General features: G+C 61.8%; 14 protein-coding genes. 10 read left to right on the top strand and 4 right to left on the bottom strand.

All coding sequences use genetic code 11. From position 1 onward, the window contains the following. The first annotated feature begins 96 nt into the window (after positions 1-96). Positions 97-1,155: a DUF2157 domain-containing protein gene (locus ACFPN2_RS35960; RefSeq protein WP_380605759.1), complete on the top strand. Its 1,059-nt coding sequence runs from the start codon at positions 97-99 to the stop codon at positions 1,153-1,155. A 17-nt stretch (positions 1,156-1,172) separates the two neighbouring features. Beyond that, positions 1,173-2,012, top strand: coding sequence for a DUF4824 family protein (locus ACFPN2_RS35955; RefSeq protein WP_380606751.1), 840 nt, complete (start codon positions 1,173-1,175; stop codon positions 2,010-2,012). Between the two features lie 9 nt (positions 2,013-2,021). On the opposite strand, the gene ACFPN2_RS35950 is transcribed toward ACFPN2_RS35955, so the two are convergent. From ACFPN2_RS35950 to ACFPN2_RS35940, 3 genes are read right to left on the bottom strand one after another with little or no spacing between them, the layout of a single operon-like run. Then, positions 2,022-2,621 (bottom strand): secretin N-terminal domain-containing protein, encoded by a 600-nt coding sequence (locus ACFPN2_RS35950; protein WP_380605757.1) that lies wholly within the window; start codon positions 2,619-2,621, stop codon positions 2,022-2,024. A gap of 13 nt (positions 2,622-2,634) precedes the next feature. After that, entirely contained in the window at positions 2,635-4,059 is a 1,425-nt protein-coding gene (locus ACFPN2_RS35945; protein WP_380605756.1) for a substrate-binding domain-containing protein, read from the bottom strand. A gap of 16 nt (positions 4,060-4,075) precedes the next feature. Beyond that, positions 4,076-4,606: a sigma-70 family RNA polymerase sigma factor gene (locus ACFPN2_RS35940; RefSeq protein WP_380605754.1), complete on the bottom strand. Its 531-nt coding sequence runs from the start codon at positions 4,604-4,606 to the stop codon at positions 4,076-4,078. Between the two features lie 77 nt (positions 4,607-4,683). Between ACFPN2_RS35940 and ACFPN2_RS35935 the strand changes: the two genes are divergently transcribed. The 6 genes from ACFPN2_RS35935 (at position 4,684) to ACFPN2_RS35910 (ending at position 12,753) form a co-directional block, all read left to right on the top strand. After that, positions 4,684-5,145, top strand: a complete 462-nt coding sequence (locus ACFPN2_RS35935) for a hypothetical protein (RefSeq protein ID WP_380605752.1) — start codon at positions 4,684-4,686, stop codon at positions 5,143-5,145. A gap of 61 nt (positions 5,146-5,206) precedes the next feature. Further along, positions 5,207-5,758 (top strand): RNA polymerase sigma factor, encoded by a 552-nt coding sequence (locus ACFPN2_RS35930; RefSeq protein WP_380605750.1) that lies wholly within the window; start codon positions 5,207-5,209, stop codon positions 5,756-5,758. After that, positions 5,755-6,789: a FecR family protein gene (locus tag ACFPN2_RS35925; RefSeq protein WP_380605748.1), complete on the top strand. Its 1,035-nt coding sequence runs from the start codon at positions 5,755-5,757 to the stop codon at positions 6,787-6,789. The genes ACFPN2_RS35930 and ACFPN2_RS35925 overlap by 4 nt, the downstream gene beginning before the upstream one ends. Before the next feature lie 82 nt (positions 6,790-6,871). After that, positions 6,872-9,841, top strand: coding sequence for a TonB-dependent receptor (locus ACFPN2_RS35920; RefSeq protein WP_380605747.1), 2,970 nt, complete (start codon positions 6,872-6,874; stop codon positions 9,839-9,841). A gap of 391 nt (positions 9,842-10,232) precedes the next feature. Continuing rightward, positions 10,233-11,957, top strand: coding sequence for an FAD-dependent oxidoreductase (locus ACFPN2_RS35915; RefSeq protein ID WP_380605745.1), 1,725 nt, complete (start codon positions 10,233-10,235; stop codon positions 11,955-11,957). Positions 11,958-12,027: 70 nt separating this feature from the next. After that, a complete protein-coding gene (locus ACFPN2_RS35910; protein ID WP_380605743.1) occupies positions 12,028-12,753 on the top strand; it encodes a protein-L-isoaspartate(D-aspartate) O-methyltransferase in 726 nt (241 codons plus the stop codon). Positions 12,754-12,765: 12 nt separating this feature from the next. Here the strand turns inward: ACFPN2_RS35910 and ACFPN2_RS35905 are convergent, their stop codons facing one another. Next, a complete protein-coding gene (locus ACFPN2_RS35905) occupies positions 12,766-12,912 on the bottom strand; it encodes a hypothetical protein (RefSeq protein ID WP_380605741.1) in 147 nt (48 codons plus the stop codon). Positions 12,913-13,294: 382 nt separating this feature from the next. Here ACFPN2_RS35905 and ACFPN2_RS35900 point away from each other — a divergent pair, with 382 nt between their 5' ends. Together ACFPN2_RS35900 and ACFPN2_RS35895 are read left to right on the top strand one after the other, a co-directional pair. Then, entirely contained in the window at positions 13,295-14,089 is a 795-nt protein-coding gene (locus tag ACFPN2_RS35900) for a GlcG/HbpS family heme-binding protein (protein WP_380605739.1), read from the top strand. A 222-nt stretch (positions 14,090-14,311) separates the two neighbouring features. Beyond that, positions 14,312-16,513 (top strand): sensor histidine kinase, encoded by a 2,202-nt coding sequence (locus ACFPN2_RS35895; RefSeq protein ID WP_380605737.1) that lies wholly within the window; start codon positions 14,312-14,314, stop codon positions 16,511-16,513. The last annotated feature ends 90 nt before the right edge of the window (positions 16,514-16,603 follow it).

The raw sequence follows: 16,603 nt of genomic DNA, 5'->3' as shown, positions 1-16,603 counted from the left end.
TCGGGCCGGTGAGGCCGGGCCCGGCCGATACTACAGGATTTTGGCCGCTGCCACGCGGGTCGTGCGCTGTCGAGAAACTTTGCATATGCTAACGGCATGGACAATCTTTCAAAAGCGGACGCGCAGCGGCGGGCTGATGACATTCGCATCTTTCGGGACGAGCTCGAACGGTTGCACGGAGCAAACGTTCTGGCGCTCACGGACGAACAACGGCAGGCGGTAGCCCTCCATCACGACGCATTGCTTGCGGGCTATGCGCAGTCGTTCGATATCGATCGGGATCGTCAGGCGAAGCAGCTGTCGCTGGGCATGCGCATCGCTTCTTTTCTCGGCGCACTGGCGCTGGCGGCCAGCGTGTTCTTCCTGTTCAACCAGTATTGGGGCCTGTTGCCCACGGCCGTGCAGGTCACGTTGTTGATCGTCGCGTCGTTGGGCTCGTTGCTCGCCGCGGTCTGGATCGGCCGGCGGGACAGCAGCGGGTACTTTGCCAAACTGGCGGCGATGGTCGCCTTCACCTGTTTCGTGCTGAACGTGTCGTTGCTCGGAGGCATGTTCAATATCGCGCCTTCGGATAAAGCTTTTCTGGCGTGGGCTGCGCTCGCGTTGCTGCTGGCTTATACATTCGATCTGCGGTTGCTGCTCGCGGCGGGCATCTTGTGCGCCATTGCGTTCATCTCCATGCGAGTCGGCACCTGGAGCGGCCTGTACTGGTTCGATTTCGGCGAGCGCCCTGAGAACTTCATTCCGGCGGGTCTCCTGCTGCTGCTGACTCCCGTGCTGATTCGACACGATCGCTTCACTGGTTTCGCCAGCATTTATCGGGTGTTCGGATTGCTCACTTCGATCCTGCCCTTGCTGGTGCTGGCCAACTGGGGAAATGGCAGCTATTTGCCGATGTCCGCGAGCACCGTGGAACATCTGTATCAGGTGCTCGGCTTCGTTGCGAGCGGCGCGGCGGTCTGGTGGGGCGTGCGTCGAGAGCATCCCGAAACGGTGAACACCGGGACGACGCTGTTCGTCATCTTCCTGTACACCAAGTTTTACGACTGGTGGTGGGAGCTGGTGCCGAAGTTCGTGTTCTTCCTGCTCATCGCGCTCACGGCGATGCTGTTTCTCGTGGTCATGAAGCGACTGCGTACCGGAGGTGCGAAATGAACTTCGTGTTGTCGCCGGTGCGGGCACTTCTGGTCGGAGTGGCGTTGATTGTCGTTACGAACGCCGTTGTCCTCGGTGGCGTGGCCTACAACAGGCGCGGCGAGCCCGAGAGCTCACTCCGGCTCACGGAGCGTGAGCTGCAGATGCGCAACTGGGGCTGGGCGGAGAACGAAAACAGCAGTATCGATCTTTATCTTCGCTGGCGCGTCTCCGAGACGGACACACTCGACAAGGATTATTACTACGGGGGCGCGTACCGCAGGAACTTTGAACTCGATGCGCAGAAGTTGCGTCGGTTCGGATTCGACGTGTCCGGTGACCTCGAATCGGAGGAGGTCCGGCGACGTTTGCAGTTTCAGCCGGCCAAGATGGCGTGGGTCGTGCTTGAACAGGATGGTCCGGCCTACCAAAAGGTCCTCGCGCGTGCCATCCAGGGGCGCGACGTGGCTGAGGTGGCAGCTGCGGCTAACGCCCACGCCGACAGTAAAGATCGATTGGAATACGCGAGTAACAACCTGGAAAACGAGCAGCGGCGCGAGAGCCGTTTATTCGTCGTCCAGATTGCCGCTGAAGAAGCGGGGCTGCGAGCGCTCTACCCGGATCGGCGGATGTACGCGATTGTTCGCGGCGCTATCAAGCTGTCGGTCGAGGGAGATGCTGGACGCAGACATTTGAGCGCATACATCGATGGTATCGATGTGGATGCGATACGGGTGCCACACACGTATCGCGAGATTGTCGAGCCGTTTGCCCAGCCCCGCGAACACAATGGATGTTGTGATCCGCGCTACATGGCGACAGTCAACTTCGGTCAGCGCCTGGAGCCGTGGATTGCGGAACTGGCGCTGATGAAGTGATGTTTGTTTTCAATCGGCCTTCGGCGCCGGCGCTCCGCACTTCTCAGGCTTGAACGGTTCACCGGTATCGAACGAGCTGATGATTTTCTCCACCCGCTTGACGTTGGCGAACGTGTCCACCAGTAGCAGCGTGTTCGTGCAGGGAAACGCCACCATGTGAGCTTGCTGGGGAAGCAGAGGGCGCAACAGCGGCACGAGCATCGCGGCCGGTACGTTCTTCACCGAGATCACACGGCTGACGTACTCGGCATCGGCATAAGAGCCGTTGCCGGTCAGCAAGGGAATGGGTTGTTGACGCGCGCTCGCATCGGGCACGACGCGAATGTATTTGCCGTCATCGAAGGCGGCGAAGCCGTGCATCTGTAGTACCGAGAGGAAGGTGGGATAGTCGAGGTTGTCGGGATCGAGACCGACCAGGGTCACCTGCGCGCGGACGCGGGGATCCACCAGAAATTTCTTGCCGGTCTTCTTGGCAGTGCCCGCAATGATTCGATCGATTTCGACGGCATCGCGTGCTGGAGGTGTCGTGGTCTGCGCGTGTGCGTGAGGCGCGGTCAACAGCGCGAGTACGGCACAGAGTGGCGGAACAATGCGAGCATGAAACTTCATTGCGAATGACTCCTTATTTGTTGTTGAGGTCGGATCCAGACAGTTTTCGCATCCGGCGGTGCAGTTGCTCTTTGTTTTCACGCTCGTCGAGCTCGACGAAGCTGCCATCCACCGCACGCAGAATTCGCAAGGTTTGCAGATCGCGCAGGACCAGAGCGGCATCGCGCGAACGGAGGACGCGTGCCTGATCCGCATAGATGTAAATGGGCCGCGCCAGCGGATAGGAACCATCGGCGAAGGTTGCGTAGGAAGGCTCGGGCCCTTCCAGGGCGCTGCCGGCGAGTTGCCCTTCATTCGCTCGATAGAACCCGATGTCCACGAGCACCAAGGGATTCGGATCGCTCCACAAATACTGCGGAATCAGCAGCGCGTTTTGTTCGACTTCCGTGTACAGGCGATCGCCCCGGAGCGAATGGCACAGCTCGGCATGGCGTTCGGGGTTGGCGGATTGCAGCGCCTTGATCGCTGGCTGAGCGTTGCAGCCGGGCTCGAGCAGCAGGATTTCGAACTGGGTGCGCCGGGGTGTGCCGCGGGCCGGCCCGAACACCAGGATCGGCCGGTACTCGAGCCGGCCGATCTGATCCCAGGTGATGTTGGGATTGGGGATGAAGCGGATGGAGTCGACGATCGGATCGGGGGTTTGTTTCGCGACCGCCAGATAGACATCGCTCATGGACAATTTGATGGGGACGCTGCCCCGGCCGCTGGTCAGGACCAGCGCTTGATAGCCGAGCTTGATCTCTTGAATGTCGGCGCCGCCATTGTCCTGACAGTTGGCGAATTCGACGCTGATCATCCGGCGTGACGTCACGATCATGTCGAACGGTCGCTCGCTGTGCGCCGTGCACAGTGCGACGAACGCGGAGTCCGCTTCCACGACCTCGATTTCGGGCGTCCGTGCGTCTGATAGCAAGGCCCCGCGCACGAGCGCTTCTGTAAGCGGCGAGGTTGCAACCCTCACGCGCGGTTGCGTCGTTCGGATCAATCCGCCGCTGACCGTTGAGCCGGTCGCATTCGTTGCGGAGCCGCCGGGATTGTTTGTCGTCGCTTCTGCTGGAGCCGAAGCACCGTTGTTTGTAGACGCAGTGGTCGCCTGCGGCGTGTTGCCGTAAGCGAAAGTGTTCGTGTCGCTGCCTTCTGGGACGAACGTGGGATTGAGCGGTCGTGCCCGATAACCCGGGGCTGTGGTCTGACTCTCCGGAGCGACCTGTGCTTGCGCTTGCGCCGAGTCTGCTTTCTCGGCGGAGCGACGTTCGACGACTAATACTCCGCCGGCGAACGCCGCCGATCCGACGATCAGAAACAGAATGGTCCGGGCCCGCACCATCCATGCGCGTCGCTTGGCCGCCGCCTCCTGCATCTCCAATTTCCGCTTCAGATCTCGCGCGAACTGCGCGGGCGGCGGGCGGCGAAGGGAAGTTAGGAATTCGTCATGCATCGTAACTTTCCTGTCGTCACCATTGCGAACGCAGCGTCTGAACGATTCGATATAACAGCGTGCCGACGTTCGATTCGCTCAACCCGGTGAGGCCCGCGATCTGGCGATTGTTGAGGGCGGCGCCGTACTTCAACGCGATCAGCTCTTGCTCACGTTCGGACAATCGGGCCGTGAGTCGGCCCAGTCGTAACAGGTCGGAATCGCGGGCCGCCTGGCTTTCCGGCGTGACCTCGGCCGCCAGATCCACGGCCACATCCAATGGCGCATGCGGGCGACGGGAGCGGAGGTGATCCGTGCCGACGTTCTGCGCGATCCGGAACAGCCAGGTCGAGAATCCGGCCAGGTCGCGGCGATAGCGCGAGCGGGCGGACCAGGCCTTTTCGAACGTGCGGGCGGTCAGATCCTCGACCTCGGCGCCGCCGCCCAACCTGAAGCGGAAATAGTTGTAAATGCGTGGCAGCTGGTCCGCGTAGATGGCGTCCCAATCCACTTTGTCCGCCGGCTCCGCAGGGCGGGCGCCGGTTATGTCCCTTTGTTCCAAGACCATGAAAGCTATATACGGCGCGGCCCGCGAAGTATCACGCCCGGCTGGCCTCGAGGGGATGATTCCGTCAACATAGTGGCATGCGATCCGCCACCCTTCTTGCCGTTCCCGTCCTCCTTGTCCTGATCGCCGGTTGCGGCGAGCAGCGCGGCCCGACCGTTTACGTGCTCGACGGGGAGCAAACCGTCGAGTTGAAAGCGTCGGTGACCCCGGCGAAGGTGGCGCCGGGCGGGCAGGTGGTGTTGCATGTCGAGCGGCGCTCAACCGGGCCGTGGAAGAAGGTCGGTCGCAACGAGCTCAAGCCGGGTCAATGCTGGGTGTATCGACCGCCGGTCGAAGTCGAGCCGGAAGTGGCGCACGACGTGCAGTGGGCGGTGCAGCCGGAGAACGCGCTCGAGTTCCATTCGGAATACCAGCTCGACCAGAGCCGCGTGGCCACGGTGCGTGCGTCGGGCAAGATCTCGGTGATTCCGGTGAGCAAAGTCAAATGTGAAGAAGGGCGCGTCGTGGAAGGCACGCCGGTCGAGATCGACGCCACCTGATCGCTGGCGGATTTCCCCGCCGGGCGCGTTCTTGATAGCTAGGGCGGGATACGCCGGTCGAGTGGAGAGTCGGGTCGAGATGGATGCGCCGGGACAGGCACGCCGTGGCGAAGGCGCGGAAGCTGAGCTGCTTGCCAGGCAGTTTCGGCCGGCACTCACGCGCTTTTTCAGCAAGCGGGTCAAGGAACAGCACGACATCGACGATCTGGTGCAGGACGTGTTCGTGCGCCTGGTTCGCAAGGTAAACACCGACGGCTCGCAGATCGTCGCCGGCTACGTCTTCCAGACCGCGCAGAGCGTGCTCAACGATTGGCTGCGTAAGCGTCAGGTGCGACAGGCGAGCGCGCATGACGAGATCGAGCCCGAGCAGCCCGACCTCAAGGACGATTCCACCCCCGAGCGTGTGTTGCTGGGTAAGCAGAGCCTGGAGAAGGCAACGTCGGCGGTGCTGGAGTTGCCCGAAGTCACGCGGACCATCTTTCTTCTGCGCCGGCTCGAGGGCATGCGTTACGCCGACATCGCGAAGCGCCTGCGCATGCCGATCAGCACGATCGAGAAGCACATGGCTCGCGCGGTCGCCCATCTCGAGTTGCGTCTGAACGGGAAGCCATGATGCGCGCTCGTCCCGTCCCCGCAGACCTGTCACTCACCGAAGCCGCCGCGCGTTGGGCTGTGCGTCTCGACGGCGACAATGTTTCGGATGAGGAGCGCTGCGCTTTCGAAGCGTGGCGGAATCAATCGACCGAGCACGATGCGGCCTATGAGCGGGCTTCGGCGGCGATGCAGGTTCTCGATGCCGCGCCCGACGATCCTCACCTCGATGCGCTACGTCGCGCGGCACTTCGTTATCAGCCCGAGCGTTCCTGGTTCGGGATGACGGGGATTGCCGCGGCCCTGGCGTTGCTGCTGGTGGGCGTGGGTGTGTTCGTCGCCGTTCGCGACAGGCCCGTCGCCTCGCTGTATGCGAAGGGCACGGCGGACTATGTCACTCGTCGCGGCGAAAAGCTCGATGTGACTTTACCCGACGGCTCCGCGATCACGCTCAACACCGAGACCGATCTCGACGTTGCCTTCGACGGCCGGCAGCGAACCGTCGAAGTCTTGCGCGGGCAGGCATTCTTCAACGTTGCCAAAGATCCGTCGCGACCGTTCGTCGTCGTTGCGGGCGGCAAGCAGATCGTCGCCGTGGGCACGGCCTTCGATGTCCGGCTCGATAAGAAACGAGTCGAGGTGATGCTGGTCGAGGGGCGCGTGGTCGTCGAGAATGTCGCGCCATCGAGCACGTTGCCGCCGGTCGCGACGCAGGCCAGGGAAAGCGTTCATCTCAATGCCGGCGAGACGCTGGTTGCGACGGACAAGGAAGTCATGCGGACCGCGGCCGAGAATCAGGCGCGGTTGCTCAAATGGCGTGACGGACTCATCGAGTTCGACAACACCACGTTGGCGGAGGCGGTCGCGGAGTTCAATCGCTACTCGGCGCAGACCATTCGTATCGACGATCCGCAGCTCGCCAAACTGCCGATCTCCGGCGTGTTCCGTACCAACAGTCAGCGCAAGTTTCTGGAGGCGGTGACCAGCCTGCATCCGGTCGTCGTCGAGTATCGCGGTCCCGATGAGTTCGCGCTGGTGGCGAGTCATCACTGACGGGCGCTGGTGGATTTTTCAGCTCGGCGCGTTCTTCGGAATATAGAGCCGCAACGGCCGTCAGCTGCGAAGGGGGAAGAGAGTGCACAGAGTTCAATGGGCCACCGGTGGAGTGTGCGCGCTCGCGCTGGCCGGCAACGCCTTCGCTCAAACGAGCGAACAAACCACCATCGAGATCGCGAGCGGCAATCTCGCTCAATCGCTGACGGCGCTCGGCCGGCAGACTCGGACCGAGCTGGTGTTCGATCCAACAGTGGTCGCGGATCGTCAGGCGCCGAGTGTGCGTGGCTCGATGACCGCGGATCAGGCGCTCGAATATTTGCTGTCTGGAACGGGGCTGCGTCACGAGCGCACGTCCTCTGACGTCGTGCTGGTGCTCGCGAGCGCTCAGCAGAGTCAACGTTCGTCGACGTCTTCTGAATCGGAGCCTGCGCCTGCGGAAGCTGGCGATGGTCAGGAGAGTGCAGCGGCGTCCGAGCCTGTGCTCGAACAAATCACGGTCGTCGGCATTCGCAGCTCTATCGCCGAAGCGATCGAGGTGAAGCGCGATGCCACCCGGATCATGGATTCGATCTCCGCCGAGGACATCGGCAAGCTGCCCGATCAAAACATCGCGGAGACGCTGAGCCGGATTCCCGGCGTGCAGGTGACACGCGTCGAGGGCGAAGGCAAATCCATCACCGTGCGCGGCCTCGGCTTGAACAAGCTGTTGCTCAATGGCAAGAGCTTCATCGGCAGCGCCCGCAACGGCGATCCCAATCTGGCGGATGTTTCGCCGGAATTGCTCGCCGGCGTGGATGTGATCAAGGCGCCGTCGGCGGATCTGGTCGAAGGCTGGCTGGGTGCCGTGATCAATCTGCGCACCAAGCGGCCACTCGATCTGGCGGATTCCGTCATCTCCGGCCGGTTGCAAACGTCGTATGCGGATCGGGCGGAAGACTGGGGCGAGAAGGTTTCGGGCTTCGTCGCGCACACCTTCGCGGATCGCAAGTTCGGCGTGCTGCTCAGCGGCTCGTATTCCAACTCGACGGGCGCGAGCGACATCTATCAATCCGGCGGCTGGACCCAGGTGTCGAACGTCGATGCGACCGGCGACGGCGTCAATGACACGTTCTTCCGGCCGCTGCGTCTGATGAGCTGGGCGAATACGTATGAAGATGAGCGTTACTCCGTGAACGCTTCGGCGCAGTGGCGTCCGATCGATGAGCTGACGTTTACGCTGGAAGGCGTGAAGTCGCGTCGAGACACGGACCGCGTGCGCTCCGTGCAGCAGACCATCCTGAACAACAGCATCAGTAACGGCGTGATCGATGCGAGCGGCACGCTGGTTTCTGGAAATTTCTCCGGTGTCACGGTGCGCCCGATGATCTACGGCGGTGACTCGTACTCCGAGAATCGGTATCTGAGCGGCAACGCCAACTGGGCCAAGGATCGTTGGACGGTGAATGTGAATGCGTCCGTCAGCAAAGGCGAAGGCGCTGGCCTCGGTGGTGACGGCGGCAACAACAACTCGGGCAACGACAACGTGCTCGTGACGCGGCAGCTCGCTGGCAATGTCGCCAATGTGGCGTACAACGCGGCGGGCTCGAATGTTTCGCCGAACTACGGTATCAGCGCGAACTACGATATTTACGATCCGTCGCAGTACGAGGTCTACTCGACGTTCGACGTCGATTACGTCGCCGAGAACAAAGGGCACGATGCCGACTTCGATGTCGAGTATCAGCTCGATGGGTTCTTCAAGTCGGTGAAGGTCGGAGCGCGCACCGAGAAGATCGAGGTGTTCGGCGGCAACCCGCTGTCGACGTATCCTTCGTTGGCCAGTCACGATCCGACGCCAGGCTCGCCGTTGCTCGCGACCGAAGTGCCGGGGTTGAATTACACCGGCGTGCGCGGCGGAATGTTTCCTGGGGAGAGCGGCAGCTTCCAGCGCCAGGTGCTCACCGGCTCGGTGGACTTCAACCGAATCCGCGGCGCGCTCGGCGCAACGCCGGTGTCTTTCGATACTCCGGGCGCTAAAGCGACCATCAATCAGGTGGAGCAGACGACCGAAGCGTTCTTCGCGATGGTGAGATTCGGTACCGATGTGTTCGGTGTGCCGATGACGGGCGATCTCGGCGTGCGTCAAGTGAATGCGGATCGCGAGTCGTTCGGGTACACCATCGTCAACAACCAGGCACTCGAGGCACGAGCCGGCAAGTCGTTCTCCGATACGCTGCCCAACCTCAATCTCATCTTCGACCTGCGCGACGATCTGCGGCTGCGTTTCGCTGCGGCGAAGGTGGTGGCGCGCCCGGATCTCACGAGCACAGGCGTCGGCATTTCGTTGCAGCCGGTGTCGATGACCGGCGGCGCGGGCAATCCCGATCTCGATCCGTTTCGTGCCACGCAGTTCGATACTACGGTTGAGTGGTATTTCTCGCAGGCCAGTTTGTTGGCGGTGGGCGCGTTCTATAAAGATGTGTCGGCGTTCACCACTTCGGTGGAAGTGGTCGAGGAACATCCGGAGGCGCCGAACAACACGCTGACCGGGCCGGCTGCGTATACCTATGTGATCGGGCGGCCGGTGAATGGCAAGGACGGCAAGATTCAGGGCGTCGAGATCAATTATCAGCACGCACTGACCATGCTGCCTGCGCCGTTCGATGGTTTCGGTTATGCGCTGACTTACACGTATGCGGACAGCGAGACCCCGGAGATCGATGAGCTGACGGGCCGGACTTTGCCGATCCCGAATTCGTCGGAGCATAGTGCGAATGCGGTTGTTTATTACGAGCGCGGGCCGTTCAGCGGGCGGGTTGCGTACAACTATCGCAGTGAGTACATGACGAACGGCGGCTCGATCGCTTCGGGCGGCAGCAATTATGCGGATGAGCGAGGGCAGGTGGATGCGTCGGCCTCGTTCCGCATCAACGATAATTTTCAGCTGACGTTCGAGGGCGTGAATCTCACGCGCGAGATCAACAGTTTCTATCGGACCAACCCCGGTCGCTTGTACAGCTCGTACCTGGACGATCGGCGCGTGTACTTTGGCGTGGCCGCCACGTTCTGAGGCGCTTCGCTTGCCGCGTGCGGGCTTACGCCCGCCGCGGCCGCCCGATAGAAGGTGAAATTGACGGTTGGTGTCGCGTCGCCCGCCGCGGCCGCCGAATAGAAGCTGAAATTGACGGTTGTTGTCGCTCGCCAACCGATTCAGAGGCGCCAATGATTCGGTGCTCGCGTGCAACTCGACCGCTTGATTCGGAGGCGCAGATGATTCATCGCTCGCGTGCAACTCGTCCATTTGATGCGGAGGCGTAGATGATTCATTGCCCGCGTGCAGCTCGTCCACTTGATGCGGAGACGTAGATGATTCATCGCTCGCGTGCAACTCGTCACTTGATGCGGAGACGCAGATGATTCATGGCGTGTCTGTTACTCGCCCGTTTGCTTCAGAAGCACGAATGACAGTTCGGCTCGCCGCACGACTCGTCATCGGCACGGCTGCGCTCGGCTTTCTCGCTGGCTGCGCGGGTTCGAGCGGAGGCGGCGATGTTGCGGGCCGCGCAGGTTCGGGCGGGCACGGCGACGAAGTCGCCAACGACGCAGCGGCTTCGACGGGCACTGACCTGGTCATCTACGGCTGCACTCCAGCGGGTCTCACCGCTGCGATCACTGCGAAATCTCGGGGGCGAAGTGTCGTCCTGCTCTGTCGCGACGGGCATGTGGGCGGGATGACGACGAACGGGCTCGGTTGGGCGGACACGGGGAATCACGCGGCGATTGGCGGCATGGCGCGACGTTTCTACAGAGAAGTGAAGGCTCACTACGAAGCCGTCGGCTTCAAGGGCGTGGCGACGTCGCAGTCGAAGACGGAAGGCGAAGAAGATGCGATGTGGGTGTTCGAGCCGAAAGTCGCCGAGGCGATCTACACACGATGGTTGAAGGACGCCAGCATCGAGCCCGTCTTCAACGCCAAGCTCCGCCTCGAAACGAGCGCAGTTCAAAAGACGAATGGAACAATAGCCTCAATCGAGATGCTCAACGGCATCCGTTACTCAGGCCGCATGTTCGTCGACGCGACCTACGAAGGCGACCTGATGGCAATGGCCGGCATCACCTTTACGACCGGCCGCGAAGCCAACTCAGTTTACGGCGAGACCTACAACGGCGTGCAGACCGCCAACGCCGATCAGCACAACTTCGAGCTCAACATCGATCCGTATGTGAAGCCGGGTGACCGTTCGAGCGGTCTGGTGCCTTTAATCGAAGCCGGTCCGCCGGCGCAGGACGGCACGGGTGACAAGCGTATTCAAGCCTACAATTTCCGACTGTGCATGACGCAGGATCCGGCGATCCGCGCGCCGCTGCCGAAGCCGGCGGATTACAACCCATGGACGTACGAGTTGCTGGGTCGTTATCTGGACGCCGGCTGGCGGCACAAATTCCGCAAGTTCGACCCCATTCCGAATCATAAGACCGACACAAACAATTACGGCGCGATCTCGACCGACTTCATCGGCGGCAACTACGACTATCCCACCGCGGGCTACGAGCGACGACAGCAGATCTTCGACGCTCACAAGAGCTACCAGGCCGGTCTGCTCTGGTTCATGCAGAACGACCCTCGCGTGCCCGCCGACGTGCGCGCGTCGATGGCCGAGTGGGGATTGTGCAAAGACGAGTTCGTCGATAACGGCAACTGGCCGCGCGAAATGTATGTACGCGAGGCGCGACGGATGGTTTCCGACTTCGTCATGACCGAACGTCATCTCGAAGGCCGGCTGCCGACGCCGCGTTCCGTCGGGCTGGGCTCATATACGATGGATTCGCACAACGTGCAGCGCTACGTGAATGCTGACGGCTTCGCTCGCAACGAGGGCGATATCCAGATCCATCTGGATCGCACCTACGAGATCAGCTACGACGCCATCGTGCCGCGCGCCACCGAGTCGACGAATCTGTTCGTGCCGGTCGCGCTGTCAGCGTCTCACATTGCGTATGGCTCGATCCGGATGGAGCCGGTGTTCATGATCCTCGGTCAGTCCGTGGGTGAGGCGGCGGTGCTGGCGATCGAGAAGAAAATCCGTGTGCAGGATGTCCCATACGACACACTGGCATCGAGGCTGCGTGCGAAAGGGCAGCTGATCGATCCGGTAGGCGGCAAATACGTCCCCAGCGGAACCTGAGCCGCGTTGTCAGAATTTGGCGGGTGTCCTCGTTCCGCCGGGGTCGATATGATCGACGCCGGAGACTCCCATGGCCAAGGCCCGCAGTCTGATTTCACGCGCCCTCATGCTCTCCGTGTTCTGTGCTCACGAAGCTGGTGCCGCCGGTGCGGGGCCGGAGGACTATGCGGCTGAGCGGGCCGAGATGGTCAGCCGGCAGATCGCGGATCGCGGGGTGAGTGACGAACGAGTGCTCGCAGCGATGCGCAAGGTGCCGCGTCATGAGTTCGTGCCCGACAGCGAGAAGCGCACCGCGTATCGAGACACGCCGCTGCCCATCGGCGAAAGCCAGACGATCTCGCAGCCCTATATCGTCGCCTTGATGACCGAGCTGGCGCGGCCCGAAAAGAATCATCGCGTGTTGGAAGTCGGCACCGGGTCGGGCTATCAAGCGGCGGTGCTCGCGGAGATCGTCGACCACGTCTACTCGATCGAGATCGAGCCGACGCTGGCGCGAACGGCCAGCGACGTTTTGCAAAGGCTCGGCTACGACAACGTGACGGTCCGATCCGGCGATGGCTATTTGGGTTGGGCGGAGCATGCACCCTTCGACGCCATTGTGATTACCGCGGCTCCCGATCATGTGCCGGAGCCGTTGATCGGCCAGCTCAAGCCCGGCGGGCGCATGGTCGTGCCGGTCGGGCCCATCGCGTCCACTCAACAGCTGCGCGTGCTGGAGAAAAACGCGGCCGGGAAGGTGACCTCGACAGTCGTGGCACCGGTGCGATTCGTGCCGCTGCGAAGACGAGACGATTAGCTGTCTTCGGGTCTAAGCGAGCCGCAACAGCATTTCGGCCACAGCCTCAGGCTCGGTGATCATCAAGTCGTGACCCGTGTCGATGTCCCAAAGCCGGCCGTTGGCGGCGGCCCGCAACTCTTCGACATTCCGATGCGCCAAGGGGGGATGAGCAAACAATGTGAGTTTGAGGAATCCTGCGTAGCGCCTTCACGATGTCGTCAATCTGAAGACTCAGATCGATCTCGCGCTCGCCGAGCTGCGTGCACCAGAACGTATGTTTTCATTGTCTTCCCGTTTTACCTAGGAAACAGCCGTGTTTTCTTAGTGACGCTCGTGTCGCTCACGAATATGCGATGTGGTTTGTTTTGTTGCGAGTGCCAGGCGTATAACGAACGGCGGTCATCGCCGAGCGTGATTTCCGGCCCGCTCTTTCATGTGCAGGGCGCACCTTGGACGTTTGCTTGCAGGAATACCCGGAGTGTATTGGCGGCGCCGCTCACGACCTCCTCCGCGTGATCCTCGTCCAATCACTCCGCAAGCGAATAAGAGGTGCAGACTCATGAACACGAACCTTCGACGATCGTGGTGCGCGGCCGCACTCGCGGTGGTCTCGATCACGGTGACCGCCGAAGCACAGACCAGCGATAACGGAAAGTGCTCGACGTTGCCATCGTACTCACAATTGAAATCCGCGTTGACCTCGGCGCGTCAGCAGAGCAACGGCGGTTTCGATCTCGACATGTGGGGCACGGTCGTCGACAGAGATGGCATCGTGTGCGCGGTGGCTTTCACCGGCGACGATCGCGGCTCGCAATGGCCGGGCAGCCGGGTCATCTCCGCGCAGAAAGCGAATACAGCGAATGCCTTCAGCCTGCCAGGGTTGGCGCTCTCCACCGCGAATTTGTACGCGGCTGTGCAGCCCGGCGGTTCGCTCTACGGTCTACAGCACAGCAATCCGGTCGAGACGCTGGTGGCCTATCGAGGCAACGCCTCGAACTTCGGTCATTCGAACGATCCGATGGTCGGCTTCCGTATCGGCGGTGTGAATGTGTTCGGCGGCGGTCTGGCGCTCTATAACAAGAATAAAGAGCTGATCGGCGCGATCGGTGTGAGCGGCGACACTTCGTGTGCCGATCACAACATCGCCTGGCGGACCCGGCACACGCTGAATCTGGATTTCGTGCCGGCCGGTGTCAGCGCGGCCGGGGATGACAATATCAACTACATCGGCCTGGTGCCGGACCCGAGCCTGGCGAATGATTTCTCACACCCGATCTGCGCCATCGCCGGCGAGGACAAGGTGTCGGACATCAGTGCCAAGCTGCCGCCGATTCAGAAGCCGGACGAACAATAAGGAGAGTAAGCGCAGGCGGCGGCCGCGCCGCTGCCTGCTGCTTGGCACAATCGAATCCGTTGCACTGCCAGGGAACCGACGGCAAGTCCGAGGATTACTGTTGAAAGCCACTCGTATGGCAGATCGGCAGCGATGGTAGCGGGTGAGGGTAAATTCGCAGACGCGGCGACCGCGTCCGGCCTGATCGAACACGAGAGCAGCTCCAGGGGTGTCAGGCCGCTCGTGAAAGTGTGGGCTGTCGTCCTGCTGTTGCATACCGGGTTGATCGCGAGTGGACTGATCGACGGCCGGATCGCGACGGTCGTCAATGACGTCCTGTGGTTGGTTTCCGCTTCAGCGGCCGCAATCAGCAGCTATCGCGCCGCCTTCTCGCTCCAGGGACGCGATCGCGTTGCCTGGCTGCTGTTCGCGTTCGCCGCCACGTCCTGGGCGGCGGGTCAGGTGGTCTGGAATTTTCTGGAGCTGTATCTCGACATCGAGTCGCCGTTTCCGAGTTACGCCGACATCGGTTATCTGTTGTTCGGCCCACTGATGCTGGTGGGTTTGTTCGTCCTGCGCGCCACTCAAGAGGAGCGTCGGATGACCTGGCTGCGGGTGGCCAACCTCGGCCTGATTCTCTGCAGCCTCACCGCCGTCCTCATCACCACGCTGGCACGACCGTTCGAAAGGATGCCGGGCTCGCTCGGCGACGCGCTGGTCGTGGTGGTCGAGAACGGCACCATCGCCATCGCGTTTATCGTGGCGGTCTATTTCCTGTGGTCCTATCGATGGGGCGATCGCCTGCTCGCGTACGGTCTGGTCACACTGTCGCTCGGCGTACAGATGGTCACCGGAATGCTGTACACACGCGCGCTGATCGGTGACAGCTACGACACGTCGAATATTTTCAATGCGGGGTGGATGCTCGCGTTCGCGCTTCATCAGTGGGGAGCGGAGGCGCAGGTGAGCGCCAAAGCGCACGGTCGCGCCGAATCGTTCGCGGTCCGGCAGAGTCAGGGCTGGGTCGAAGCGCTGGTGCCCTCGTTGCTATTGGTGTGGGTCGGTGTTTCCGCGATCTACCTCGCGGATGAATCGACCGCACGCACGGTGCATTTGAGAACGCTGGTGTTGGTGGCGTTCGCGGTGATCCTGGCTTCGCGCGAGGCCTGGTTGTATTGGCAAGGACAACAATTGCGCGTCGCGCTCGACAGCTCGGCGCACTCATTGACGCGGGCTCGCGAGCGGCTGCAAGCCGTCGATAGTCAGCGGCGCGACCTGGAACGTTTGATCGACGTGACCGCGCGTGCCGGCAGCGTCGGTCTGTGGGAATGGGAGCCCGCGACCAACGCGGTTCGCTTCTCCCGCGAATGGAAGCGGCAGCTCGGCTATGCCGAGCACGAAATCCCCGATGAATTCACGGAATGGAGCAAACGTCTGCACCCGGCTGATTACGCCAGGATCATGGGGCAGCTGGAGCGGTTCCTGCGCCATCCGGAAGCGGAGCTGAGCATCGAGCATCGCGTGCGACATCGCGACGGCACCTATCGCTGGATGCTGGCGCAAGGCTCGTCGTTGCTCGATGCCGAAGGGCGGCCGTCGCGAGTGGCGGGCTCGCTGGTCGATATCACGCCCTTCAAAGAGCTGGAGCAATCGCTTCGCGACAGCGAAGGTCGTTATCGTGAGCTCGCCGATGCGCTCGAATGCCGCGTTACTCAGCGCACGCGCGAGTTGTCCGATGCGTATCGCGAGTCCCGCAATTTCGCGCACGCGGTGGCGCACGATCTGAAAGCGCCGCTGCGTGCGATCAATGGCTTCTGCGCGCTGTTGGAACAGAGCGCGTCGAGCAAATTGAGCGAAGCGGAGCGCAGCTATCTCGATCGCGCCCGTCAAGGCTCGGTGCGCCTGGCCGGGTTGATCGACGATCTGCTCGACTACTCGCGACTCGAGCATCGCGAGCAGCGCCTGCAACCCATCGACTGCCGCGCCTTCGTGCGAGGGCTGGTCGATTCCATGAAAGAGCGTATCGAAGAGGCCCACGCGCAGGTTCATATCGATCTGGATAGCACGCCAGTGCTGGCCGATAGCGAAGGACTGCGCATCGCACTGACGAATCTGATCGAGAACGCGCTGAAGTTCTCCAAACAAACCGCCCAGCCGCGCATCAGCATCGAGTCCAGTCGGGAGTACGGTCGTTATCTGTTGAAGGTGCGCGACAACGGCATCGGCTTCGACGTGGCGTACCGGGACAAGATCTTCGAGATCTTCAATCGATTGCATGCGTCCGGTTACGAAGGCACGGGCATCGGTCTGGCGCTGGTGAGAAAAGCCGTACAACGCATGGAAGGCGAAGTGTGGGCGGAGTCGGTGCCGGGCGAAGGCGCCACATTTTCGTTGAGCCTGAAATTAGCCGAGATGTCGGAAACGGCCACGGCGACTCGCGCGTAATAATTCCTTAGGTAGACAACCTATTTCCAATGCGTTTTGTTGGTGATAGACAAAACAACATTGCCAATCGCCTGGTTACCTGTATCACGG

This window comes from Steroidobacter flavus (genome assembly GCF_042651805.1).
Lineage (GTDB): Bacteria > Pseudomonadota > Gammaproteobacteria > Steroidobacterales > Steroidobacteraceae > Steroidobacter > Steroidobacter flavus.
Note: the sequence above shows the minus strand (reverse complement) of the source record. Positions and strands in the feature narration are given on the sequence as shown.